The sequence below is a fragment of the Paeniroseomonas aquatica genome (genome assembly GCF_030409335.1).
GTDB classification, from domain to species: Bacteria; Pseudomonadota; Alphaproteobacteria; order Acetobacterales; family Acetobacteraceae; genus Belnapia; species Belnapia aquatica.
Window position 1 is genome coordinate 1 of record NZ_JAUFPN010000036.1, and the last position, 24094, is coordinate 24094.

A 24094-nucleotide genomic window follows, 5' to 3' on the forward strand; every position below is an offset into this window, starting at 1 on the left:
AAGCTCACCAGCCTCCGGCGAACCTGGAGCGGTTCACTCGACCCCGCGCAACAAAGCGCCAGTCGTGTCGTTGGCAACAACCTGCCCGTCGGCCATGATGGCGATGCGGTCGCATAGCGCCTCGGCTTCCTGGAGGTAGTGCGTTGTGAGGAGGACGGTGGTGCCACGGCGGTTGAGGAGCCGGACGTAGTCCCAGAGCTGCTGGCGCAGTGCGACATCGACGCCCGCGGTCGGCTCGTCGAGGACGAGAACCGGCGGATTGTGGACCAGTGCTTTGCCAACCATAAGGCGCCGCCGCATGCCTCCGGACAGGCTGCGGGCTGACGCCGTCGCCTTGTCCGCCAGACCCAGGACTTTCAGGAGTTCGTCCGTGCGACGCGCTACCTTGGGGATGCCAAACAGCCCGGCCTGCAACTCGAGTGCGGCACGCGCCGGGAAGTAGGGGTCGAGTGTGAGCTCCTGCGGGACAACACCGATCGCGGCACGGGCCGCCCGTGGCTGCTTGTCGATGTCGATGCCCCAGACCCACGCCTTTCCGCCCGATTTCCGCACCAGTCCGGCGAGGATATTGATGAGGGTTGATTTCCCGGCACCGTTCGGCCCGAGCAGGCCAAAGATGCTCCCACGGGGAATGGCGAGGCTCACCCCCTTGAGGGCGTGCTTGGCCGCCCGGCCGCCGGTTCCGGGGTAGATCTTGTCAAGATCCTTAACCTCGATTGCGGCCGCAGGCTCGTTCGTCTCCATCACGGCTTGGGGTATCCGACATGTTGAGCCCTCGAGGGCACGTTCTCATTCATGCAGCCAGCTTCCATCTCAGTCACTGCCGCAGGCGCCAGCCGGATGCGAGCAACCTGTGGCAGACGACACCGAGCAAGACATTGGCGACAAGCACGACAATGATCCCAACGAGGGGCGGCGCCTCCGACGTGCCGGTGATGCTGTGTCGAAAGCCGTCCACGATGTAAAAGACGGGGTCGAGGTAAGCGATGGAGCGGAACGGTTCGTCCAGCGTGCTGACCGCATAGAAGGTGCCCGAGAGTAGCGTCAACGGCGCGATGACGAAATTGGTGACCGCCGCTTGGTGGTCCATCTTCTGCGCCCAAAGTCCGCCGAGGACACCGAGCAGCGAGAACACTAGGGCGCCGCCGACAGCATAGAACAGGCCAAGGGTCGGATTTACCAGCGGCAGCGGCACGAACAGGGCGGTAGCAAGCGCGGTTAGCAAGCCGACGAGGAGGCCACGCGTGACGCCACCGAGCGCCAGTCCGGCCAGGAACTCCCCTGGACTGAGCGGGGCCAGGAGCAAGTCGACGATGTTGCCCTGGACCTTGGCCACCAGGAGCGACGACGAGGTGTTGGCAAAGGCGTTCTGTGCGATCGCCATTATGACCAAGCCTGGGGCAATGAAAGCAAGGTAGGGGACGCCACCCGGCGCCGGTGCGTGGCGGCCCAATGCGACGCCGAAGACCGCAAGAAAAAGTAGCGTGCTCACCACCGGGCCGCCGACGGTCTGCGCGGCGACGGCGAGAAAGCGTTGCACCTCGCGTCGATAAAGGGTGGCGACCCCGATCCAGTTCACGCCTTCGATGCGCGGTCGTGCAGGCGTTAGGTCAGCCTCCCGCGTCATGTACGGAAGCCGGACAGGCCGAGCCAGATGGACCAGGCACCGAGGGCGACCAGAAGCAGGCCCGTCCAAAAGGGCAGGCGTTGCGACATCCCCGCGAGCCGGTCGAGCGCGCGACGCGCAGGCTCGAAAAGCACGGCCAGTACCAATGGCAGCGACAGCGCCAAGCCGAAGAAGGCGAGTGAAACGAAGCCGCTGGCGAGCGCCGCCCCGGATGCGCCACCCGCGGCGGCGGCGCCGAGCAAAGCGACCAGCAGCGGCCCGGCGCAGGCGGGGATGTTGAATCCGAGCGCAATGCCGAGGGCGGCGGAGCCGCGCAGGCCGGATAAGCGCGAGAAACCTGGACCTAGGGAGACCATCAGTGCCCTGGACCTGCCCAGGAGATAGGTGAGACCGATCAACACGTAGACAGCACCGAGAATGACCCACGCAGCCCGCTGGAAGTCGAGGAAGGCGGCCCCCAGTAACGCGGCGAGCATACCCAAAAGGCCGATGAACACCGCGCGCGTTCCCGCGAAGGCGCCCACCTGGGCAACCTTGCTGGCGGTGCTCCTTCCTTCCATGTGCTTGACGACCAGCAGCGTCGAGCCAACGGAGCAGGGTTCAACGAACCCGAGCAGGCCGAGGCCCACGGGGAGCAACACAAGACTTGTCAGAGTAGCCCCGTCCATCACTTGCCCTCGCCGAGGCATCGGCCACTCGGATGGGATGTCAACGCGTTCATGATCGAGCATGACTGTAGTCCGTCACTGCCCGGGCAAGCCGCGATCAGCCGTTTCAGGGCCGTGCCGATACCCTGGAGCCGCCGGACTTTCCAGCGAACCTCGTCGAGCTTCGTCGCCGCCAAATCCCGGATTTCGGAACAGTCGGTGGAAGGAGCCGCCCGCAGTTCCAGCAGGTCGTGGATTTCGCGCAGGGAAAAGTCGAGCCCCTGTGCCATTCTGATGAAACGGACCCGCTCTGCGGTGGCATTGGGGTACAGACGGATACCCGCCCCTTCTGGCTTGAGCGGCTGCGGCACCAGCCGCCGCCGCTCATAGAACCGGATCGTCTCAACGCCAACGCCTGCCTCGCGGGTAGCTCCGCCGACGGTCAGCCCCTGCTTCATCTCGTTACCTCCCGCCCAATGTGGGATCCGTATCATGGTACGGAGTCAAGCATGGGAACAGGTAGCGCTGTTATCGGGAGCAGGAGAGGCTTGCATCAAGCGTCATGATGCGTAGTTGTTTTCTTGATCGACAAACAAGTTTCGGATCGCGCCTGCCAGCCCCATGTCGCGTTAGCGACGGGGCGGTCCGACGTTTGGTCCGTGTGAGATGTCGGCATCGTTGGTTCCGCCACCGGATGTGGGGCCGACCTGTGCCGCGACACCGAGGCCCTGGATCATACCCATGCGGCTATGGTCCATCGTGGCGTCGCTCGTTCCTTCACCCGTGGTCGGTCCCGTGCGATCGACAGCGCTCGGGCTGAGCGCGCCCATCGTGCGATGATCCATCTCGGCACCACTGGTTCCTCCACCCGTTATCGAGCCGATCGTCGGGGCGACCTGTGCTGGGCTCTGGCCGGTGTGGTGGCCGGGCATAGGCTGAGCCAATGCAATGTTTGCCATGAAGATCGTGGCGATACCGGCTGCAACAAGGGAAGCCAGATTGCTGGTATTTTTAATCATGAAGATGCTCCGTAGGATAAGTTGGCAATGTGCCGCAGGTGACTGGACGCCAGCCGCTGTGGTTTCAGCGCGTCACCGGTAAGCGGCGCGAACGGTGACGGTGCTCTGCACCGGTTCCACCTCGCCGGGCACGTGCGCCGAGAGGGTAAGGCGGTAGCTGCCCGTCATCGAGAAGTCGGCTGGAAGGCGGTAGACGCCGCTGCCTTCCGCCACCGCCGGACCAACCACGTGTGGCATCCAAGGGGCAGGGGGGGCCTTGTGCAGTTGGATCGGCCACATGCCGAGCCGCACGTCATCAAGCGCGGCGCCCGTCACCGGCTGCCCATCCGCCTGGCGCACCAGGCGTACACGCAGGTCGGTGGTGTCCCGGCTCGGCCGCACCTGTGCATCGAGCACCTCGAAGCGGTAGGTCATGGGCGCGGCGTAGGCCGCTCCAGCCAAACCGCTAACGGTGATGCCGACTGCCAGCGCCGCAGCGCGCAGCGACAGGCTGCGTTTGCTGGGAACTTGACGATGCGGGTCGTGCGTACGGTTGCCGACGACTGATTCGAGCATGGTCCACCTTTTCAGTACCGTGGTCCCGGTGACTGGATCTCAAGCCGACTGAGGGTCGTGCTGAGGCCAGCCGGTGGTGGGACTGCACCGGCCAGGTGAAGGTCCGGATTCCAACGATGGGAAGCTCAAGCGGAAAATCTGCTTATCGCGATTTTGTAATATCTACGGCAAAATTGTCCTTGACCTTCCAGCGATAGGAAGCCGCAGCCTCTGACTACCAGCAGGAATGGAAAGGATGCAGGACATGGAAACCCAACAGGCGGTGACGACCACCCCAGCGCTCGGCGCGGCGGCGGTACCAGCCGACCACCAAGCCAAGTATACCTGGCTGAGCAACTGGCGTGCGCTTGCCGCAGCCGTTGCCATCGTCGTGGTCATCGCGGTGGGGTTCGGCGGCGTGGCAGTGGCAGAGCGGTTGCTGCCGCTGCTCTTTGTGCTGCCTTGCGCGCTGATGATGCTCATGTGCATGCGCCATGCGGGCGGAAACAAGGCACCGGGCGCGACTGGCGCCGAGACCGGTCCGTCGGCCGACCAGCAGTAAAGGAGCCGTCCCATGCACCCAGCTCACAACACGAGTGCCGGGATGGCGGCATCCGCCGTGACCGGCAGCGCAGGACGAGCGATGACAATCGGCGAAGCGTCGGGCAACTCCGGCGTCTCGGCCAAGCTGATCCGCTACTACGAAGGGATTGGCCTAGTACCGACGGCCACCCGGACCGAGGGTGGCTACCGGGTCTACACCGACGCCGACGTGCAGACGCTCCGTTTCATCAAACGTGCCCGAAACCTTGGCTTCTCGATCGAACAGATCCAACGGCTGCTGGCACTGTGGCACGACCGGTCGCGTGCCAGCGCGGAGGTGCGCACCCTTGCGCTCGAGCACGTCACGGAGCTGGAGGACAAGATCAACGAACTGCAGGAGATGGCCGAAACGCTGCGCCATCTGGCGGTACTCTGCCACAATGACGAGCGTCCCGACTGCCCGATCCTGGCCGATCTGAACCGTTCGGAAAAGCAAGGAGAGCCTCGCGGAGGTGCCAGGGCGTCCGGTTTCCCGGAACGCCAGCCGGCGCGCCCACGGCCAGTTCGTTGAGGCTACCTGAGGATTGCTGTCCACCGACATTTGCCGCGGCCACGTTTTCCGCCAAGGCCACCGCTTGAAGGACACCATGCAATCTGCAAATACCCGTCTTTGTCGTCTTCCCTTAGTAAGCAGGCCACTGCTGGCCCTTTCTGCGCGGATGCGGCGGGGCTATACACCGGTGATGGCTATGAGGCTTCTTCGGCAGATTGTCTTCCTGGTGACCCTTGGCGCGTTCCTTACCGCCGGCGTGACTCAGGCTGTGCCACGGGCCGTAGCGCCTCCGCCGAGCATGGCGATGATGACCATGGACATTGCAAGCACCGGTACGCAGGTGCCCTGTCAGGAGAAGATACCCGACTGCATGCTGGATCTCGGCTGCATTTTCATGGTCGGGCTGCCGCTACCCTCGATGTCGGCTGTGACGCAGCTGTCCTTATCGAGCGTTACCTATTGGATGACATCGGTCGTCCACACCGGGCTGTCTCGAAAACCGGCCTTAAATCCACCTATCTCGCTCGTCTGAGCCATCGGTCGCGACTGTGTCGCACCGGTTTGCCTTCGTTTGTTTGTTGATGGCTACGGTCCTCTGCAGCTTTGGCTTGCAGGGTAATGTGTCCTGGCAAATGACCGGAGATTTCTGCGGAGCACGGCGGATTGCCGCTTCCGTTTCAGACGAACCCTGCCGCTTGCGCCCCTTCGTGGGCGGCGCATCAGTGAGATACGATGATGATTTCCACATTTTTGCGTGCCGCTCTCGGCGTAAGCGCCCTCCTTGCGTCTGGTCTTCTGGGCTCGGCCGCCTTTGCTGCGGCTACCGATTACCGCGTTGAAGTTGTCGGCGCCCGTGCCGCCGGGGCAGGCAAAACGGACGTTACCATCCGCCTGATCCGTGTACCGGACAACAAGCCGGTGCCGGACGCGGTCATTTTCCAGACCCGGGCCGACATGGCGCCGGCAGGTATGCCAACGATGACAGGTAACGTCTCGCCGCCGGCTGCGCAGCAGCCGCCAGGTACTTATCGGCTCCAGGTCGAGACCGGCATGGCCGGGAACTGGGCACTTACACTGTCTGCCAAGGTCCAAGGGGAGGCCGAGACTGTACGTGCCACCGTTCCCTTCAGCGCGGCCCAATGAGATGGCCCACGCATTGGAGGGGGTCTTGGTACCCCAGCAGTTGGTCAGGCGAAAGCCTGGCGCGGCGGTCGCGCTCGGCCTGACGCTCATCCTGCTGGCCGGGGCGGGTCACGCCCAAACCCGGACTACGCAGCGCACCTCGGGGGGATTACTCCCTGGGGCGACGTTGGACAGCGTGCTGGCCATTGCACGTCAACTCAGCCCCGAACTGGCAGCCCGCGGCATGGACACTGCTGCCGCCCAGGCGCGGGTGGCCATCGCCGGTTCGCTGCCCGACCCGACCATCCAGGTAATGTCGGATGACGTTGACCGAACCTCGGGTTCACGGCCGAACAAGATGATTTACAGCTTCCAGCAGGAGATCCCGCTGTGGGGCCGGCGTGATCTGCGGCGCCAGGTGGCTCGCGCTGAGGTCGGCCAGATGACATCTCAGGCCCAGGCGGCCGAGGCTGAGCTGATCGAGCGGGTGAAGACGGCCTTCGCGCGTTACTACACCTCCTATGAGGCGGTGCACCGGACGGAGGACCTCCACCAAGCCATCCATGGCGTCGCGCAGGTCGCCCGTGAGCGCTACGCGCAGGGACGCGGCGAACAGCAGGAGGTCTTCCGGGCCGAGGTCGAGACCACGCGCGTGGCCACTGAAATCGTCCGTTTGGAAGCCGCGCTGAAAAGCGCTCAGGGTCAACTGAACGCGTTGCTGGTCCGTCCGATCGGCGCGCCGCTCGCAACCCCAGAACGCCTGCGGCCTCTACCTGAGGTGCGCGCCCTGGACGCCGCCCGGCTGGCCGATCGTGCCCGGGCTGCCAATCCAGCGCTGGCGGCCGATGCCGCCGCCATCAATGGCGCTGACACCAACCGGCGGCTGACCGACCGCAACTGGTACCCGGATATCACCGTCGGCGCAGCGGCCGTCGACCGATCCGGATTCGGGCCAGGCGGTTATCAGGCATGGGTCGCGCTGAAGGTCCCGCTGCAATGGGGTTTGCGTGAGGCGCAGACCCGCGAGGCCGGGGCGCAGGCCGGCGCCGCGCGGGCACGGTTCGATGCCCGCGAGCTGCAGATCCGCAGTGACCTGGCAGAGGCGGTGGCCAGCTTCGAGGGCAACCGCCGGACGGCGGACCTCATCCGCCGTCGACTCCTGCCACAGGCCCAGGCACTCGTGCGCTCTGGGGCCGCCGGGTACGGCTTCGGTCGAGTTGATCTCGCCACCGTCCTGCGGGCCCAGCATGATCTAGCCGATTTCCGCCTACAGCTACTGTCGGCTGAATTCGACGGACAGCGCCAGCTGGCCGTCATCGAGCGGCTGGTGGGAGGTGACTTGTGAACCGCCACCTGTGGGCCAGCGGCTTGGTAGCGCTGGCCGTAGCCACCGGGACCGGTGGCTACTGGATGGCGGGCCGCCCGGCGGGTGTTATGGGCGCCGGGATAGCGCTGGCGCAGCCGGCGTCTGATCGTCCGGTCCTCTATTATCGGGATCCGGCTGGCCGGCTGGACTACTCGGCCACGCCGAAGAAAGCGGCGGACGGGCGCGATTTCGTGGCGGTCCATGAGGAGGCGGGTGCATCGCCAGCGCCGGCCGCCGCAGCACCCCCTCCCGCTACGCCTGGCGGGCGTGGCCGGCTTCTCTACTACCGCAACCCGATGGGCCTGCCCGATACCTCGCCGGGGCCAAAAAAGGACTCGATGGGGATGGACTACCTCCCGGTCTACGAGGAGGAAGCGAACCAGCCGGCGGGCACGGTCACCATCAGCCCGCAGCGGGTACAGATGCTTGGTGTCCGGACCGAAGCGGCGGCCGAACGGACCTTGACGCGCTCCATCCGCGCGGTCGGCACCCTAGCCGTCGATGAACGCCGCTTGGTGGTCATTGCGCCGCGCTTTGAGGGATGGATTCAAAAGCTGCTGGTCAATGAGACCGGGCAGCCGGTACGCCGGGGGCAGCCGCTGTTCGAGGTCTATAGCCCCGAGCTGGCGGCAGCTGAGCAGGAATACGTTATCGCCCGCCAAGCGGAGAGCGCCATGGCGCAGGCCGATCCGGGCATGCGGGGCGGTGTGTCGAGCATTGCGGCGGCGTCGCTGGCAAGGCTGCGCAATTTTGACCTGCCGGCCGAGGAAGTGGCGCGCCTGCGCCGCACCGGCACGGTCAGCCGCAGCCTCACTTTAACATCCCCCATGGACGGCGTTGTTCTGGAGAAAAATGCCGTTCAGGGCATGCGCTTTGCCCCTGGCGACACGCTGTACCGGCTGGCCGATCTATCGACTATCTGGCTGCTGGCCGAGGTCTTCGAGCAGGATTTGGGTCTGGTCAGCCCCGGTCAGGACGCCACGATTGGTCTGACCGCTTATCCCGATCGGCGCTTTGCCGGGAAAGTCACCTTCGTCTACCCCACCGTGAACGCCACAACGCGCACGGCCCGGGTGCGCATCGAGATCCCCAACGCCGACCAGCGGCTCAAGCCCGATATGTATGCAACGGTTGAGATCGCAGCGTCGGTCGGCACCGCGTCCATGGTTGTCGTGCCGGACTCCTCGGTGCTCGATAGCGGCACGCGGCAGACCGTGCTCGTTGAGCACAGCCCCGGGCGGTATGAGCCAAGGGTAGTATCGGTCGGCCGCCGGGCGGACGGCTACGCGGAGATCCGAAATGGCGTCGCGGCGGGCGAGATGGTTGTCGTCGGCGCCAACTTCCTGATCGATGCCGAGAGCAACCTGCGCGCCGCGCTGCAATCCTTTGCCCCACCGGCACCTGTTCCGGGCCCGGAGGCACCGCGATGATCGCCCGCATTATCCGTTGGTCGGTGGCCAATCCCTTCCTAGTGCTGCTGGTCACACTGTTCGTGGTCGGCACCGGCGTTTGGGCGGTACGCAACACGCCGCTCGATGCCATTCCCGACCTCTCGGACACTCAGGTCATCGTCTACACCGACTATCCTGGTCAAGCGCCGCAGGTGGTCGAGGACCAGGTAACCTATCCCTTGACCACGGCACTGCTGACGGTGCCGCGCTCGAAGACGGTACGCGGCTTTTCCTTTTTCGGGGCGTCCTTTGTCTATGTCGTGTTCGAGGACGGCACTGACCTCTATTGGGCACGCTCGCGCGTGCTGGAGTATCTAAGCCAGGCCGCGCGGCGGCTCCCGGAGGGCGTCACGCCGTCACTCGGGCCCGATGCCACCGGGGTCGGCTGGGTCTACCAGTACGTCGTCACCGGGGCGCAGCGCTCCTTGGCTGAGCTGCGCTCGGTCCAGGACTGGTTCCTGCGCTATCAGCTGGCCCGCGCCGAGGGCGTCGCCGAGGTGGCAAGCGTTGGCGGCTTCGTCCAGCAGTACCAGGTTGTCGTCGACCCGCAGCGGCTGCAGGCTTACCGCATCCCGCTATCGCGGGTCACCGAGGCCATTCGCGCCAGTAACCGCGATGTTGGCGGTCGCTCAGTCGAAATGTCGGAAACCGAATACCTGGTCCGTGGCCGCGGCTACCTTCGTAACATCGCGGACATCGAGCAGATCGTCTTGATGATGCAGGGCGGCACGCCGGTACTGCTGCGCGACGTCGCCCGCGTCGAACTCGGCCCAGAGGAACGCCGCGGTATCACCGAACTGAACGGCGAAGGCGAGGTGGTCAGCGGCATTGTCTTGCAGCGTCAGGGGCAGAACGCGCTTACCGTGATCGACAGCGTTAAGAAGACCCTGGCCGATATTGCCGGCAGCCTGCCGGAGGGCGTGACCGTCACCGGGGTCTATGACCGCTCGACGCTCATCGGGCGTGCCATCGACACCCTAAAATATACGCTGTTGGAAGAGAGCATCATCGTCGCACTGGTGTGTGTCGTCTTTTTGCTGCATGTCCGTAGCGCGCTCGTGGCCATCATCATGCTGCCGATTGGCGTGCTGATCGCCATGACACTGTTACATTTCCTCGGCCTCAGTTCCAACATTATGAGCCTGGGCGGGATCGCCATCGCGCTTGGCGCTATGGTTGATGCGGCCATTGTCATGATCGAGAACGCCCATAAGCGTCTGGAGCAGGCACCACCGGGCGCTTCGCGGGTCCAGGTGCTCACCGATGCCGCGGTCGAAGTGGGCCCGGCGCTGTTTTTCAGCCTGGCCGTCATTACCGTCTCTTTCCTGCCGGTGTTCACGTTGGAAGATCAGGAAGGGCGGATGTTCCGGCCGCTTGCCTTTACCAAAACCTTTGCCATGGCCGGCGGCGCGCTACTGTCAGTGACATTGGTGCCGGTGCTGATGGTGCTGTTCATCCGCGGCCGCATCATGCCGGAGCGCAAGAACCCGGTAAACCGGTTGCTCATCTGGCTGTACCGGCCAGTGATCTCCGTCGTTCTGCGCGTCCGTACACTAACCATTCTGCTAGCCCTGGTGGCTGTGGGCGCTACCGCATGGCCGTTCTCGAAGCTCGGCAGCGAGTTCATGCCGACATTGAACGAGGGGACGCTGATGTACATGCCGGTCAGCCTGCCCGGACTGTCCGTCACCAAGGCGGCCGAGCTGCTGCAAACGCAGAACCGGATTATTAAAAGTTTTCCAGAGGTGGAGAGCGTCTACGGGAAGGCGGGACGTGCTGCAACGGCCACCGACCCGGCGCCAACGGAAATGTTTGAAACCATCATCAACCTAAAGCCGGAAGCTGAGTGGCGGCCGGGGATCACGGTAGATTCGTTGACAGCCGAGATGGATGCGGCGCTGCGTATGCCAGGGGTCAGCAATGCCTGGACCATGCCGATCAAGGCGCGCATCGACATGCTCTCGACCGGGATCCGCACGCCAGTTGGCGTCAAGGTGTACGGCCCAGATCTGGGCGGCATCGATCAGCTTTCGCGCCAGGTCGAGGCGGCCATCCGGTCGGTGCCTGGTACCACAAGCGCCTTCGCCGAACGGGTAGAGGGCGGGTATTACCTGGAAATCGAACCGGACCGCTCGGCGCTTGCCCGCTACGGCCTGATGGTCGGTGATCTGCAGGAGACCATTGCGACGGCACTCGGCGGCGAGCCGGTCACCACCACGGTTGAGGGCCGTGCCCGTTACTCAGTCAATGTCCGCTACCCGCGCGGCCTACGCAGCGATCCGCAAGGTATCGCTAACCAGGTTTTGGTCCAGGCCCCAACGGGGGTGGCCATCCCACTCGGACAGTTGGCTGCGGTCAGCGTAAAGCGCGGTCCGCCAACGATCCGCACCGAAAACGCCCAGCTGGTCAACTATGTCTATGTCGATATGCACGGGCGTGACATCGGCGGCTACGTTGCCGATGCGCAGCGGGCGGTGGCAGAACAGGTGACGATGCCTGCCGGCTTCCATGTCGAATGGAGCGGGCAGTTCGAGTACATGCAGCGCGCCAAAGCGAAGCTGACGGTGGTGGTGCCTGTAACACTGCTGCTGATCTTCGTGCTGCTCTACATGAATTTTGGGCGGTTGACCGAAACACTGATCGTCATGCTTTCAGTACCCTTCGCGCTCGTCGGTGGCGTCTGGCTCATGTACCTGATGCACTTCAACCTGAGCGTCGCCGTGGCGGTTGGCTTTATCGCCCTGGCGGGGGTGGCTGCCGAAACCGGTGTCATCATGCTGATCTATCTGGACCATGCCCTTGATGAGATACGCGAGCGGTGTCGGCTGGAAGGGCGGCCACTGACCCAGGCCGACCTGCGTCTGGCGATCATGGAAGGCGCCGTCGAGCGGGTGCGCCCGAAGATGATGACCGTCACCGCCATCATGGCCGGGCTGCTGCCAATCCTCTGGAGCACCGGCACCGGCTCGGAGCTCATGCAGCGCATTGCTGTGCCGATGGTCGGCGGCATGGTGTCGTCGACGGTGCTTACGTTGCTGGTCATCCCCGCAATCTTCAGTGCTATCAAGGGCTGGGGTTTGCCGAAAACCACGACGGTCGCCGCGCATCAAATGCATTTTCTTGCGGCGGCGAAGTGATGCCGCAAGCCAGGAATCCTGTCTTTTGGCAGGATGGCGGCTTGGCCAATGTGGTCGGTCGTACTGAAGGAGACTAAGGCATGAGCAACAGGATTCGCGTAATGGCTGTCACGCTCGCGGCAGCATTGACAATGGCCGGTGCCGCCTATGCGCAGACGGCTCAGAACACGCCCACCGCCCCGGCACCAGGGCAGGGCATGATGGGACGTCAAGGCGAGATGATGATGGGCCAAAGCGGCATGAAGGAGATGATGGAGGCCCACACCCGCATGATGGAGACCTGCATGGAGATGATGCGGACCGCCGTGCATCAGAGTGGCCAACCGAACCAGACGCCGAGCACAAGCCGCTAACGGCTTTGGTAAAAGGGGCGGGCTTTCATAGCGAGAGCCCGCCCCACGGCTTCGGCTGCCAGCCGAGCTAGCCGGCTCGCCTACTACGCTGGTGATGCAAGACAACGATCCTCACCGACGGAACTAGGCAATCAGGAGGATGGACGGTAGCAGCATGATGTGGGGCATGGGGCTGGTGTGGCTCCTCCTCGTCATCCTGTTCCTCCTCGGTATCGCGGTACTGGTGAAGTACCTGACAACACGTCGTGGTGGACCACATTAACGGTTCATCGATGCCGTGACGACCAGATTACGCTGTACTGTCCGGCGTGCCAGCCAAAGGGCAACCAGCGGTACCACCAACCATTGCAGGAGCGGGGTGACGCCGGTGTCGATGATTGGGACGACAGGCATCAACTCCGAGTAGGCCCAGCTTTGGCGAACGACGATGTTCAGCCATTCACTGAAGATTGTGTAGCCGACGCCAAGAACCACCGTCACCGCAGCAACCGCTCGAAAGGCGCGCAGTGGCCAGTCGCGGTGACCAACAGTGATCAGCGCGAGTGCCAAGCAGGTGAGGGCAATCAGCACGTCGCCGCCAGTACAGTGAACGATAGCAAACAGCTTCTCTTGTGCCGTTCCAGTATTCCACAGGGTGTAGAGGGGAAGATGGGCGGCTTCCCAGACAAGATTGCCGACGGCGATGACGCCCAGATAGACGCGGAGGGCCGCCGGCCAGTCTGGCGCCATGGCAAGCACGGGGTGCTCCGCGCCGACTGCGCTCACTGAAGGAGGATCCGTGCCGTCGACCGCTTCAGCGGCGCGCCGAAGGCAGTGGAATACGCCTCGGCCAGCGCCGTGCCGAGGGTCGCATCGCTGCAGAGCGCTTCGATGGCGCGCAGTAGATGCTCCGCCACTTCCAGCTGGTTCTCGGCCAGCGCTTGGCGGAGCGCGGCGATAATTTGTTTTTCAAGGGGTCGCGGATATTGCATGGCCATCTCCGGTTCAGGTCATCATGGCAGTGGAAGTGACCCTGCAGCTTTCAGCGATGGGAAGGTCAAGAAGGAAACGCGCAGAGCATGGGCCCTTCATTAGCGGAGCGTAGGTGGCATGGTTGCCCGAGCGCGACAGCGTGGTCAAAAGGGCACGCCTGGCGACGGTGGATCGACCATTTGCCGTTTGGTGGGGTGTAGACGGTGCAGCCCTTAGCGGCGAAAATCGCACAGAGTGGTGCCGAGACGTAACCGCGATCGAGCGCCGCGTCGCAGGTCGGATGCCCGAGGCCAACGCTGTCGCGTAGCGCCGAGCGGAATGCTGCCTGGGGCTGCCAATTAGCCGTAAGATGTGGCCTGCACCATCAGCATGCAGCTTGAAGCATAGCCTTCCCGCGGCTATGGTCAGCGCTTCGGCTGGCGCCGAACTACCGACAGCCCCACTCGCCGCGCGGTGGGCTTTGCAGGGGGTACTGTCCAGCAACAGAAGCCCGTCAGCTGACAGCCTTGGAGGAAGCGTCTCGAAAGCTAACCCTCACCACGCGCGCAGGCACCAGCGCCGCCAGCGGTCATGCATGATTGACCAGAGGCCCAAGCCCTCAGGCAAGTCGCGCCAGGACGCGCCGGCCGCGCTGACCCGCAACGGGGTGTTCGACATCTGCAAGCGCTTCCGGGATAGCGGGATGGCTGGGAGTTGATCTGCTGCGGCACGCCGGACGCGTATGGGTTGCCCTTTGCGATGTGGGGTCGGGCGGCGGTTGCGGCTCTGATCGAAAAGCGCTGTAACGTGCGGCTGGCGGTGCGCACGATGGGGACCTACCTGGCACACTAGAAGTTCACCCGCCGAGGCGGGTTCGTACCGATCCGGCAAACTCAACCATCTCCTCATACTCGGGCCGACTGACGACGCGCCCGTCCTCGACCGCTCCCGGATAAACCACGGCAATGTAGTCCAGAAGGTACCAGGCAGTTTGAACCGCGGCGTCGTCAGCCGCTCGTCCCGGCTGGGGGAGCTACAGGCCGACAAGGAGGGTCATGATTAGAATGAAGCGGTACGCCAGTGATTCGCCTGTGGATTTGCAACTGCGAAGCTATCGCTGCGAAGAAGGCATGCCCAGGGTAGAGATCTGGCCGCTCCTGCAGCGGCTCGAACGACGTAATGCCGCGATAGCGCGCCTAGAGCAGTTTCGGGCTGGTCAGACCCACATCGGGCGGCCAAAGCCTGCGAAGCGGCGGTTTGGCAATCCTTTCCAAGACTGCCTGGGCTCGACTGAACCCGTGAAAACCAAAAGTGCTTTAGGTCTTACTTGGGGCGAGCGCTTCGATGATGCGGCACTCGGCGACCCGGCCATGCCGGCACTGTCCGATCAGCGAGTCTAGCTCCCGGCGCAGCGCCTGCAGGTCAGCAATCTTGCGGTCCACTTCCTCCAAATGCTCACGGGCAATCGCATCGACAGCCTCGCAAGGCAGGTCCTGTTGCCCAGCGACGTCCAGCAACGTGCGGATTTGGTCCAGCGAAAACCCAAGGTCACGGGCGCGCCGGATGAAGCTCAGGCGGCCAAGGTGCGCGGCGCCGTAAGCTCGATAGTTGCCAGATGTGCGGTCAGGGGCGGAGAGCAGCCCCACCCGCTCGTACCAGCGGATCGTCTCCACCTTCGTGCCGGTCGCCTTCGCCAAAATACCGATGTTGAAGGTAGTTTCTGTCTCCACCGTCCTTGACCCTGTAGCGACCACAGGGTCCATATAGGGCGTGGCGCATGGTTCGGGCAACCCGAGACCTGCTCCAGAATGGGAAAACGACAATGGCGGACGGCGAACTGGCAAGCGTAGGCGCAAAGCCGAGAGCAACCCTGCGCTACCGGGTGGAGGGCATGGACTGCCCCAGCTGCGCCTCGAAAATCGAAACGGCGGTTGGCCGGGTGGCCGGCGCCGAGGATATTCGGGTCAATTACGGCACCCGGGTCCTGGCGTTCCGCCTGGACGAAGCGGCTACACCCCGGACGGCCATCGAGGAGCAAGTCCGCAGGCTGGGCTATGGCATCGCGCCTGTGGAGGCGTTGCGGGTCGAAGCGGGTGACGCAGGCGAAGCAGCCGGGGTCGTGGGGCCCAGCCGTACTCCTCTGCCCTGGTGGAAAGGCACCAAGACCCGCTTGGCAGCCTTTATTGCGGCCCTGACTGTAGCCGGCTTCGCCGCCTCGCTGGCCTTCCCTGACCTGGAGCATTGGGCTTATTTGCCCGCCGCTCTGCTCGGCCTCGCCTTCTTTAGTCGCAAGGCAGTAGCGGCGGCCCGCGCCGGCTCGCCGTTCTCGATCGAGATGCTGATGTCGATTGCCACGGTTGGCGCCATCCTGATTGGCGCGACCTCCGAGGCGGCCGTCGTCGTGTTCCTATTTACTATCGGCGAGCTGCTGGAAAATGTGGCCGCCGGTCGGGCCCGTGCGGGCATTGAAGCGTTGGGCAGCCTGGTGCCGAGAACCGCGCTCCTGGTGGAGAACGGAACGGCACGTGAGGTGCCTGCCGCCCAGCTGAAAATTGGCGATTTCGTGCTGGTGCGACCGGGCGACCGGGTGTCTGCCGATGGCGTCGTGGCCGAAGGCGAATCCGAGATCGATGAGAGCCCGGTCACCGGAGAATCGGTGCCCGTGGCCAAGTCGGAGGGCGACCCGGTGTTCGCCGGCAGCGTCAACGCCTCCGGCGCGCTGCAGGTCAGGGTCAGCAAGCCCGCCTCGGACAACACCATTGCCCGCATCATCCGTCTGGTCGAAGAAGCGCAGGAGGCCAAGGCCCCGACGGCCCGCTTCATCGAGCGGTTCTCCGCCATCTACACCCCCATTGCGGTGGCCGTGGCGGCTCTGGTGGCTGTGGCGCCCCCACTGCTCTTCGGGGCCGACTGGGACACCTGGGTGTACCGCGGGCTGGCGCTCCTGTTGGTGGCCTGCCCCTGCGCCCTGGTGCTGTCGACACCAGCCGCCATCGCTTCCGGGCTGGCGGTCGGCACCCGGCGCGGCCTACTGGTCAAGGGCGGTGGCGCGCTGGAAGTTATCGGCCGCATCCGTACCGTCGCCTTCGATAAAACCGGTACGCTGACGGAAGGTCGCCCGCGCGTGACCGACATCCGTGCCCTGTCCGGGTCTGAGCGTACGATGCTGGGGCTAGCGGCAGCGGTTGAGAACGGCTCAAGCCACCCACTTGGCCGCGCTATCGTGGATCGAGCGGCGGCGGACGGTATCCCTTTGCGTCCGGCCAAGGACGCGCGCGCCATCCCCGGCAAAGCTGTCGAAGCCATCATTACCGGCAAGCGGGTCACTGTCGGCTCCCCGTCCTATGCGGCCGAGCAGGCGCCGCTGACGTCAGAGGCGGAAGGGGCCATCACCGCCTGGGAGAATGAGGGGAAGACAGTGGTGGTCGTGGCGGTGGATACCGTACCCGCCGGCCTCATTGCGGTCCGTGACGAGCCGCGCGCTGATGCGGCAGCCGGTATTCGGGCGCTTAGTGCCCTCGGCATCCACTCTGTCATGCTCACCGGCGACAATCCCCGTACCGGCCGCGCTATTGCCGAAACGCTCGGCCTCGAGGTGAAGGCGGGGCTGCTACCGGAGGACAAGTTACGAGAAATCGGCGCCCTGAAAGCCCAGGCGCCGGTCGCCATGGTTGGCGATGGCATTAACGATGCGCCGGCCTTGGCGGCAGCCTCGATCGGGGTTGCCATGGGCGGCGGGACCGATGTGGCTCTGGAGACGGCAGACGCCGCGCTGCTGAACAGCCGCGTCATGGATGTTGCCGCCCTGGTCGGGTTGTCACGCGCAACCCTCGCCAATATCCACCAGAACGTAGCCATCGCCCTGGGCCTAAAGGCCGTATTCCTGGTCACGACGGTAGCCGGTATTACCGGTCTCTGGCCTGCCGTGCTGGCCGATACCGGCGCCACGGTGCTGGTCACGCTGAATGCGCTGCGGCTGCTCGGCTACCGTTTCAAAGAAGCCGCATAAGGCAGCCAAGTCTCAATCATGGGCATGCACCTGACGTGGCAACGTCAGGTGCACGGCTTGGTCGCCTCGTCTCCATAGCGGTCGCAGGCGGCGATGCCATTCGCCACGCCGCCCAGTAGATCAAGAGCCAGCTGTAACAGCTCACCGACCCGGGCATCGCCCAGCCGATAGTACACGAACCGGCCGCGCGGCTCGGCCTGCACCAACCCGCACTCACTTAGGCAGCGCAGGTGATTGGACACGTTCGACTGGCTGAGCTGGGTGGCGCCGACCACGGCGCCGACATGCAGCGGTCCGCCGCGTAAGGCAGTCAGGATCGCCAGGCGTGACGGGTCGGCTAGGCCGCGGAACAGCTTTGCCTGAAGATCAAGTGTTTGCGCTTTGGTATCGATAAGCATGGTCCTTTTTAACTAGCAGCTCGACATATTGAGTTCCACTGATATGATGCGACATATCATTCATCGCTGATACGAGAAGGGCGACGATGAATACCACCACGACCTCCGCGCCCGCCTCGGCGCGCTACCGCATTACCGGCATGGATTGCCCGTCCTGCGCGGCCAAAATCGAGAAGGCCACGCGGACGGTCGGTGGCGTGGAGGACGTGACGGTCTCTATCGCCTCACAGATCATGACGCTAAGCCTGGACGATCCCGACGCCCGCTTGCCGGAGATCGAGCGCACCATCACCGGCCTCGGCTACCAGCTCGACCGGCTGGACCGGCCCGCCCGTGCCGAGATCGTCAACGATGACGACGATCTGCCCAAAGACCTCAGTCGCATCACACAGGGCTACAAGCGGGCACTGTGGATCGTGGTGCTGCTTAATGTTGGCTACGGCCTGGTGGAGATCGTCGGCGGCTTCCTCGCCGGTAGCCAGGCACTGAAGGCCGACGCGCTCGACTTCCTCGGCGACGGCCTGATCAGCTTCCTCGGCCTGATCGCTATTGGCTGGAGCCTGGCTTGGCGCGCGCGGTCGGCACTGATCCAGGGCATCTTCCTTGGTGTGCTCGGCCTCGGCGTGCTGGTCGCCACCGGCTACCGGGTACTGGTGCTCAACCAGCCGGATTCCGAGCTGATGGGCATGTTCGGAGCCATCGCCCTGGTGGTAAACGTGGCCGCCGCCGCCGTGCTGATCCCGCACCGCACAGGCGACGCCAATGCGCGCGCTGTTTGGCTGTTTTCGCGCAACGACGCCATCGGCAATGCGGCCGTGGTGGTGGCGGCCGGGCTGGTCTGGTGGACCGGCACGGCCTGGCCTGACCTAGTGGTGGCGCTGGTGATCGCCGGGCTGTTCCTGCAATCCGCCTGGTCGATTATCCATGACGCCCGGCGCGACCTGGCCGAGGCCGCGGCCTGATGCAGACCCAACCGCGTCGCTTCCTGGTGTGGGGCTTGGTCTTTGTCGTCCTCGCCTTCGCCGTAGATCAGGTGACGAAGGGGGTGGCGTTGGCCGCCGCCCCTGCTCTGACACACGGGATCGAGGTGCTGCCCTTCCTCGACCTGGTGCTGGTGCATAACCGGGGTGTCACCTTCGGACTGCTGGCGAGCGATCACCCGGCCGGCCGGTGGCTGCTGATCCTGCTGACCGGCACGATCACGGTGGCTCTGCTGGTATGGCTGAGGCGGGCGCAGAACCGCACACAAGCGGCGGCGCTTGGCCTCATCATCGGCGGGGCGCTTGGCAACCTAATGGACCGCCTGCGCCACGGCGCAGTGACGGATTTCCTGGACTTCCACGCCCAGGGCTACCACTGGCCGGCCTTCAACTTGGCGGACAGCGGCATCGTGCTTGGGGTAGCGCTGCTGCTGATCGCCGAGCTGCGCGCGCCAACGGGCCGCGCGCTGAGCGGGCGGTAAGCGTGAGCTTCCATCGCGCTACTCGCCACGTCACCTTCCCACAAGGGAGGGTCTCTACCGACTGGTTTCAACGGCAAAGGAGGCTTTATGCGTAAGATCATTGCACTACCCGCCATCATGCTCGCCGGAGTTCTCGCCACTGCCGGTGCCTTCGCCCAGAGCAATGCGCCGCAAGGCGGCATGCCCGGCATGCAGCACATGCCGATGATGCAGAGCCAGGGCGGCATGATGATGGATTGCCCGTGCCCGATGATGCAGCGCATGGCGTCGCTGGATCAGCGTGTGCGGCAGCTGGAGGATCGGGCCGGCGTCTCGACGCCCGCCCAGCCGAACGCGCCCGCCACGCCACGCTAGGGCTACCGCCGTCCGTAGATGCTGGGGGCCACACCAGATGTGGCCCCCGTGCTCGCGCGCTTTGAGACGATAAGGCCGCCTCCCTTTATGATGCTTGAGCTATCGGCATTTGGCCTGTTTCTCGCCTTCGGCGGCGGGCTGGTATCCTTCCTTTCGCCCTGCGTGCTGCCGCTGGTGCCGGGTTATGTGGCTTGGATTGCCGGCGCGAACCTCGCCCAGGCGCAAGCGCGACCCTGGCGCACGTTGCGCCTGGCCTTGTTCTTTGTGCTCGGCTTCTCGGCCGTCTTTGTAGCCCTCGGCGCAGGTGTCACCCTGCTCGGCGGCTTGCTGCGGCGATGGAGCTATGAGTTGTCCATCGCAGGCGGGCTGCTGATCGTGTGCCTCGGCCTGCTGCAGATGGGCTTGTTGCGGCTGGCTCCGCTGGCGCGCGACCTTCGCTTCGCCGCGCCCAATGCCGGCGGCAATCCTATCTCGGCCGTGTTGATCGGCGTTGCGTTCGGCTTCGGCTGGACGCCCTGCATCGGCCCGGTGCTGGCGGCCGTGCTGGCCGCCGGAGCGATGGCCCCAGCCGGAGGTGTGGCGCTGCTGGCCGCCTATGCGGCCGGCCTCGGCGTGCCTTTCCTGCTCGCCGCCCTTTACCTGCCGGCGCTGCTGGAGCGCGGCCGGCGTCTGGGACGGCTCGGCCATGGGCTGCGCCTGGCAAGCGGTGCGGTGATGGTGGCGGCCGGCGTCGCCATCGCCACGGGCGAGCTGACGACCATGGCTGGCTGGATGCTGCGCGCTTTTCCCTGGCTGGCGAGCATTGGATGAAAGTGGCAAGGCCGCGTAGCCTCTGGCGGTGGGATCGACCTAAAGGCGGAGAACCCCACCATGCGGGCCCTCTTGCCTGGCCTCTGCCTTTCGCATTGCCCCCTGGCGTTCGTCGGGCACTGCGGCTTCGCGCCCTTCGCTTGGCAGCGTATCACGCTCGGCGCGGCGATACTCGCCGGTTATTGATGGCCGCGCCGGCCTAGCAAACGACAAAGGAGATACGATGACGCCACACGGACCGATGGTGCACGGCTTTTACGACGAGGGCACTGGGAGCGTCGCCTACATCGTCGCGGACCCCGGGACAGGACGGTGCGTTATCATCGATCCCGTGCTCGGCTTCGACCGCGCTTCTGGCGCCACCGACACCCGACTTGCGGACAAGATCGCTGATAACATTCAGGCGCGACGCCTGACCGTAGAGTGGGTGCTCGATACTCACCCACACGCCGATCACTTGTCCGCCGTGGCCTACTTGGGCGAACAGCTGGGTGCGCCAACCGGCATCGGTGCGCGCGTCGCCGCAGTGCAGGAGATTTGGGCAGATATCTACAATCTGCCAGGGCTTCAGATGGAGGGCCACCGCTACTGGGACCGCTTGTTTGCCGAGGGTGACCGCTTTCGGGTTGGTGGGCTGGAGGTCGAGGTACTCTTCTCCCCGGGTCACACGGCGGCCTCCGTCACCTACCTTATCGGGGACGCAGCCTTTGTCCACGACACCGTGTTCATGCCGGACTCCGGCACGGCGCGGACCGATTTTCCCGGTGGTGATGCGCGTGCGTTGTACCGCAGCATCCAGAAAATTTTTGCGCTACCGCCGAAGACGCGCCTCTTCACCGGCCATGACTACCGCCCGGGTGGGCGCGAGGCGTGCTGGGAGTCAACTGTGGCTAAACAGCGGGCGTGCAACATTCACCTCAACGACCACGTCAGTGAGGAGGAGTTCGTGGGCTTTCGAGAAGAGCGCGACCGAACGCTGCCCTTGCCCGGGTTGATGCTTGCCGCGCTGCAGATCAATCTCCGCGGCGGACGTCTGCCGGAGCCTGAGGCGAACGGTACCTCTTACCTCAAACTGCCGCTGAATCGTGTTGGCATGTGACCACGAGCGGTTCTTCGAAACGGATTGAGCGAGCGGAACTGGCTTAGTTTCACGACGGTCTGGCTTGCCTTCCTAAAGGGGTAGTTGCCGTATGCCCTGCTACCAGATTTTTTGATTTGTCTTTCGTCAAACGGACCGGCTGCTGCCTTCTGCTGCCGGTCCCATCTGCCCGGGCATATTTTGTCACAGTGTTACGTGCCACTTACCACAACATTCCGCGTTTCTTGAATCTGCTGGTTCAGGAAACACGCCTATGGAGCTGTCCACCCATATCCAGCTTTGCCTGGACTGCCACCGCACATGCACTGCCTCTGTCATCCATCTACTGCATGGCGGAACCGGCCAGGGCCATGATGAGCAGGCGCACCTTGTTGCCCTACTCGACTGTGCGCAGATCTGTGTAACCTGCGCCGACTTCATGACCCGATCATCGCCGCATCACGCGCATATCTGTCGCGAATGCGCCGACATCTGCGAAGGTTGTGCCACGCTGTGCGAAGCGCATGCTGATCCGGACGGCACTTTCAAGCGCTGCGCCGAGGTTTGTCGACAATGCGCCGTGGCTTGTCGGGAGATGAGCGGCCACGACTGAATCGTCTCGCGTGGGTAAGCAGGCCGCCCGCCACTCAGAAGCCCGGGGCACGCAAAGAGCGCACAGGCTGAAGCAACACCGCGCAATGATGCTAGGGCCCGTCGTAGCGGGCGGCGCATCCGCCCTCTACTAGGTCTTACTAAGACGCGACAACGCGAAGCCAAGCATGCCCGCAGCGTTGCGGCTTACATTGTTGTTTATTGCGGTCGCCGCGCTTGGCGGCTTGCCAGGGGAAAACAAATGACTATTTCAAACACACTACTCGGCGCTGCGATCGCGGCGGGGATCTTCGCTATGGTACCTCCAGCTATCGCGGACGGCGTTGCCGATCGTGAGCTGTCGCTGGCGCAGGCTACCAGACAGCAGGAACAACGCCCGCAAGGTCCACACTTCGATTCAACGCAGGGCGGCGGTCAGCAACCGCACAACCCGAACGCCGCGCCAACGCAACCCAGCGGTCCCCCGGCGCACTTCGACGGCACGCAAGGCGATGGCCAGCAGCCGCACCGTCCAGGCACTGCGACCGGTCAAAGGGGTAGCGGACCAGGCGCGCATTTCGACTCCACACAAGGTGGAGGTCAGCAGCCACACGTTCCTGGTCGAGGCGCGCCCCAGCCCGGCCGCTAATTCAGAAACAGGCGCTTCAGTCCGCTTCTCCACCTACCATTCGGCATGGCGCCAGTATTGGCTCAATGCGTCCCGGTATGCGGGGTCGGGCCATCGGTCGTGTTGTCGAGATGTGGCGCCGGGCCAGCATTCGCCGAACGTGGCTCCGGCCCCGGCTGGTGCGGCACCGGACCATCACTCTGATTGTCGAGATGCGGCGCCTGGCGCGCATCAGCCTGTCCGAACACCGGCACGGGCCGATGGATCTCTGGGCCTCCGCCGGTCGTCCCATCGATATGTGGCGTGGCGTGGCCTGACACGTTGCCCGGCGCGAATTGCGGATTGCCCTGAGCGACGGCGGCGCTACCAAAGGCGGCGACCAGGGCAAGGGCAGTAAGCATGCGGGGGATCATGGAAGGCTCCGTATCGTCTGGGCGGCCTGATGCCGCTTCGATAGGCGTGGAGGTAGCCGTCCCGCGCTGTCATATCTTCTCGAGCATATGACGAATGATGACGGAGGCAATGATGGGCGCTGGGCATGACCACACCACCGGCGCTGCCGGCAACGAACGGGCGTTGTTAACAGCGCTGGCGCTTACCAGTGGCTTCATGGTGGCTGAGGTGGTGGCCGGGCTATGGTTCAACAGCCTGGCCCTGCTGTCCGATGCGGCGCACATGTTCACGGACGTGACCGCGCTGGGGATCGCCATCGCCGCCATCCGTATCGCCCGCCGCCCGGCTGACCGGCACCGCACATACGGCTACCATCGATTCGAGGTGCTGGCCGCCGCCTTCAACGCCTCGCTACTGTTCCTGGTCGCCATGTACATATTATGGGAGGCAGTGCAGCGCTTCCGCGCCCCAGCGGAGGTGCAATCGCTTGGTATGCTGCTGGTGGCGCTGGGCGGGCTGGCGGTGAACGCGGCTTCCATGCGCCTCCTGCGCGGCCGTGGCGAAAGCAGCCTGAACGTCAGAGGTGCTTACCTCGAAGTTTGGGCCGATTTGCTTGGCTCGCTTGGCGTGGTGGCGGCGGCACTGGTCATCCGCTTTACCGGCTGGTCCTGGGTGGACCCGCTGGTTGGCGTGGCGATCGGCTTCTGGGTGCTGCCGCGCACCTGGATCCTCCTTCGCGAGTCCACGAACGTTCTGCTGGAAGGCGTGCCGGAGGGCATCGACCTCGATGCGGTGGAACAGGCACTCCTGGCCCTGCCGGGCATCATCGGCGTGCATGACCTGCATGTCTGGGCGCTGTCTTCCGGTCGGGTTGCGCTGACCGCGCATGTCGAGGCGGATGATCGGTTGCACCGGGAGGAAGGATTGGAGGTGCTCGCCGGGAAGATGCTGGCGGAGCGCTTCCACATCACGCACGTGGTGGTGCAGATAGAACTGCCCAAGACGCATACGGGGGCAGCGCTGATCATCCATTGACGGTGGCACTGACGGTAATCCGGACATGTTTTG

At 64.5% G+C, this 24094-nt stretch carries 27 protein-coding genes; 16 read left to right on the forward strand and 11 right to left on the reverse strand.

Annotated elements, in window-relative coordinates; all coding sequences use genetic code 11:
- Positions 1–33: 33 nt before the first annotated feature.
- The 6 genes from QWZ14_RS03990 to QWZ14_RS04015 form a co-directional block, all read right to left on the reverse strand.
- A complete protein-coding gene (locus QWZ14_RS03990; protein ID WP_456307217.1) occupies positions 34–744 on the reverse strand; it encodes an ABC transporter ATP-binding protein in 711 nt (236 codons plus the stop codon).
- A gap of 73 nt (positions 745–817) precedes the next feature.
- Positions 818–1579, reverse strand: a complete 762-nt coding sequence (locus QWZ14_RS03995) for an ABC transporter permease (protein WP_353959272.1) — start codon at positions 1577–1579, stop codon at positions 818–820.
- A gap of 44 nt (positions 1580–1623) precedes the next feature.
- Positions 1624–2256 carry a cytochrome c biogenesis protein CcdA gene (locus QWZ14_RS04000; RefSeq protein WP_290315278.1) on the reverse strand — a complete coding sequence of 211 codons (633 nt, stop codon included), beginning with the start codon at positions 2254–2256 and terminating at the stop codon, positions 1624–1626.
- Between the two features lie 38 nt (positions 2257–2294).
- Positions 2295–2732, reverse strand: coding sequence for a MerR family DNA-binding protein (locus tag QWZ14_RS04005; protein WP_290315279.1), 438 nt, complete (start codon positions 2730–2732; stop codon positions 2295–2297).
- Between the two features lie 171 nt (positions 2733–2903).
- On the reverse strand, positions 2904–3293 hold the full coding sequence (locus QWZ14_RS04010; RefSeq protein WP_290315280.1) for a hypothetical protein: 390 nt from the start codon (positions 3291–3293) through the stop codon (positions 2904–2906).
- Between the two features lie 72 nt (positions 3294–3365).
- Complete coding sequence (locus QWZ14_RS04015) at positions 3366–3848, reverse strand: hypothetical protein (protein ID WP_290315281.1); 483 nt, start codon at positions 3846–3848, stop codon at positions 3366–3368.
- A gap of 235 nt (positions 3849–4083) precedes the next feature.
- On the opposite strand from QWZ14_RS04015, the gene QWZ14_RS04020 reads away from it, so the two are divergent.
- From QWZ14_RS04020 to QWZ14_RS04055, 8 genes are all read left to right on the forward strand, one after another.
- Positions 4084–4389 carry a hypothetical protein gene (locus tag QWZ14_RS04020; RefSeq protein ID WP_290315282.1) on the forward strand — a complete coding sequence of 102 codons (306 nt, stop codon included), beginning with the start codon at positions 4084–4086 and terminating at the stop codon, positions 4387–4389.
- Between the two features lie 81 nt (positions 4390–4470).
- On the forward strand, positions 4471–4941 hold the full coding sequence (gene cueR, locus QWZ14_RS04025; protein WP_290315283.1) for a Cu(I)-responsive transcriptional regulator: 471 nt from the start codon (positions 4471–4473) through the stop codon (positions 4939–4941).
- A gap of 13 nt (positions 4942–4954) precedes the next feature.
- Positions 4955–5455, forward strand: coding sequence for a hypothetical protein (locus tag QWZ14_RS04030; RefSeq protein WP_290315284.1), 501 nt, complete (start codon positions 4955–4957; stop codon positions 5453–5455).
- 200 nt (positions 5456–5655) lie between these two features.
- Positions 5656–6066: a FixH family protein gene (locus QWZ14_RS04035; protein WP_290315285.1), complete on the forward strand. Its 411-nt coding sequence runs from the start codon at positions 5656–5658 to the stop codon at positions 6064–6066.
- Positions 6067–6091: 25 nt separating this feature from the next.
- Positions 6092–7390 carry a TolC family protein gene (locus QWZ14_RS04040; RefSeq protein WP_290315286.1) on the forward strand — a complete coding sequence of 433 codons (1299 nt, stop codon included), beginning with the start codon at positions 6092–6094 and terminating at the stop codon, positions 7388–7390.
- The gene (locus tag QWZ14_RS04045) at positions 7387–8841 is read left to right on the forward strand and encodes an efflux RND transporter periplasmic adaptor subunit (protein ID WP_290315287.1); all 1455 of its coding nucleotides are present in this window, start codon (positions 7387–7389) and stop codon (positions 8839–8841) included. Before QWZ14_RS04040 ends, QWZ14_RS04045 begins: the two co-directional genes overlap by 4 nt.
- Entirely contained in the window at positions 8838–11999 is a 3162-nt protein-coding gene (locus QWZ14_RS04050) for an efflux RND transporter permease subunit (protein WP_290315288.1), read from the forward strand. Before QWZ14_RS04045 ends, QWZ14_RS04050 begins: the two co-directional genes overlap by 4 nt.
- An 80-nt stretch (positions 12000–12079) precedes the next feature.
- The gene (locus tag QWZ14_RS04055) at positions 12080–12352 is read left to right on the forward strand and encodes a hypothetical protein (RefSeq protein WP_290315289.1); all 273 of its coding nucleotides are present in this window, start codon (positions 12080–12082) and stop codon (positions 12350–12352) included.
- A 258-nt stretch (positions 12353–12610) separates the two neighbouring features.
- On the opposite strand, the gene QWZ14_RS04060 is transcribed toward QWZ14_RS04055, so the two are convergent.
- From QWZ14_RS04060 to QWZ14_RS04075, 3 genes are all read right to left on the reverse strand, one after another.
- The gene (locus QWZ14_RS04060) at positions 12611–13090 is read right to left on the reverse strand and encodes a hypothetical protein (RefSeq protein ID WP_456307216.1); all 480 of its coding nucleotides are present in this window, start codon (positions 13088–13090) and stop codon (positions 12611–12613) included.
- A 23-nt stretch (positions 13091–13113) separates the two neighbouring features.
- Positions 13114–13323, reverse strand: a complete 210-nt coding sequence (locus tag QWZ14_RS04065) for a hypothetical protein (protein WP_290315290.1) — start codon at positions 13321–13323, stop codon at positions 13114–13116.
- Positions 13324–14619: 1296 nt separating this feature from the next.
- On the reverse strand, positions 14620–15033 hold the full coding sequence (locus QWZ14_RS04075; protein ID WP_290315291.1) for a MerR family transcriptional regulator: 414 nt from the start codon (positions 15031–15033) through the stop codon (positions 14620–14622).
- Positions 15034–15125: 92 nt separating this feature from the next.
- On the opposite strand from QWZ14_RS04075, the gene QWZ14_RS04080 reads away from it, so the two are divergent.
- Positions 15126–17312: a heavy metal translocating P-type ATPase gene (locus tag QWZ14_RS04080; RefSeq protein ID WP_290315292.1), complete on the forward strand. Its 2187-nt coding sequence runs from the start codon at positions 15126–15128 to the stop codon at positions 17310–17312.
- Positions 17313–17356: 44 nt separating this feature from the next.
- Here QWZ14_RS04080 and QWZ14_RS04085 read toward each other — a convergent pair whose 3' ends face one another.
- On the reverse strand, positions 17357–17710 hold the full coding sequence (locus tag QWZ14_RS04085; protein WP_290315293.1) for an ArsR/SmtB family transcription factor: 354 nt from the start codon (positions 17708–17710) through the stop codon (positions 17357–17359).
- 86 nt (positions 17711–17796) lie between these two features.
- On the opposite strand from QWZ14_RS04085, the gene QWZ14_RS04090 reads away from it, so the two are divergent.
- The 6 genes from QWZ14_RS04090 to QWZ14_RS04115 all read left to right on the forward strand — a co-directional run bounded on the left by QWZ14_RS04090 (position 17797) and on the right by QWZ14_RS04115 (position 22027).
- Positions 17797–18672: a cation diffusion facilitator family transporter gene (locus QWZ14_RS04090; protein ID WP_290315294.1), complete on the forward strand. Its 876-nt coding sequence runs from the start codon at positions 17797–17799 to the stop codon at positions 18670–18672.
- The gene (gene lspA / locus QWZ14_RS04095) at positions 18672–19172 is read left to right on the forward strand and encodes a signal peptidase II (RefSeq protein WP_290315295.1); all 501 of its coding nucleotides are present in this window, start codon (positions 18672–18674) and stop codon (positions 19170–19172) included. Before QWZ14_RS04090 ends, lspA begins: the two co-directional genes overlap by 1 nt.
- A gap of 87 nt (positions 19173–19259) precedes the next feature.
- The gene (locus QWZ14_RS04100) at positions 19260–19526 is read left to right on the forward strand and encodes a hypothetical protein (RefSeq protein ID WP_290315296.1); all 267 of its coding nucleotides are present in this window, start codon (positions 19260–19262) and stop codon (positions 19524–19526) included.
- A gap of 87 nt (positions 19527–19613) precedes the next feature.
- Positions 19614–20336 (forward strand): cytochrome c biogenesis CcdA family protein, encoded by a 723-nt coding sequence (locus QWZ14_RS04105; RefSeq protein WP_290315297.1) that lies wholly within the window; start codon positions 19614–19616, stop codon positions 20334–20336.
- Between the two features lie 223 nt (positions 20337–20559).
- Positions 20560–21435: an MBL fold metallo-hydrolase gene (locus tag QWZ14_RS04110; protein ID WP_290315298.1), complete on the forward strand. Its 876-nt coding sequence runs from the start codon at positions 20560–20562 to the stop codon at positions 21433–21435.
- Between the two features lie 253 nt (positions 21436–21688).
- Entirely contained in the window at positions 21689–22027 is a 339-nt protein-coding gene (locus QWZ14_RS04115; RefSeq protein ID WP_290315299.1) for a four-helix bundle copper-binding protein, read from the forward strand.
- Positions 22028–22716: 689 nt separating this feature from the next.
- Here the strand turns inward: QWZ14_RS04115 and QWZ14_RS04120 are convergent.
- On the reverse strand, positions 22717–23046 hold the full coding sequence (locus tag QWZ14_RS04120; protein WP_290315300.1) for a hypothetical protein: 330 nt from the start codon (positions 23044–23046) through the stop codon (positions 22717–22719).
- Positions 23047–23140: 94 nt separating this feature from the next.
- Here QWZ14_RS04120 and QWZ14_RS04125 point away from each other — a divergent pair, with 94 nt between their 5' ends.
- A complete protein-coding gene (locus QWZ14_RS04125; RefSeq protein ID WP_290315301.1) occupies positions 23141–24061 on the forward strand; it encodes a cation diffusion facilitator family transporter in 921 nt (306 codons plus the stop codon).
- The last annotated feature ends 33 nt before the right edge of the window (positions 24062–24094 follow it).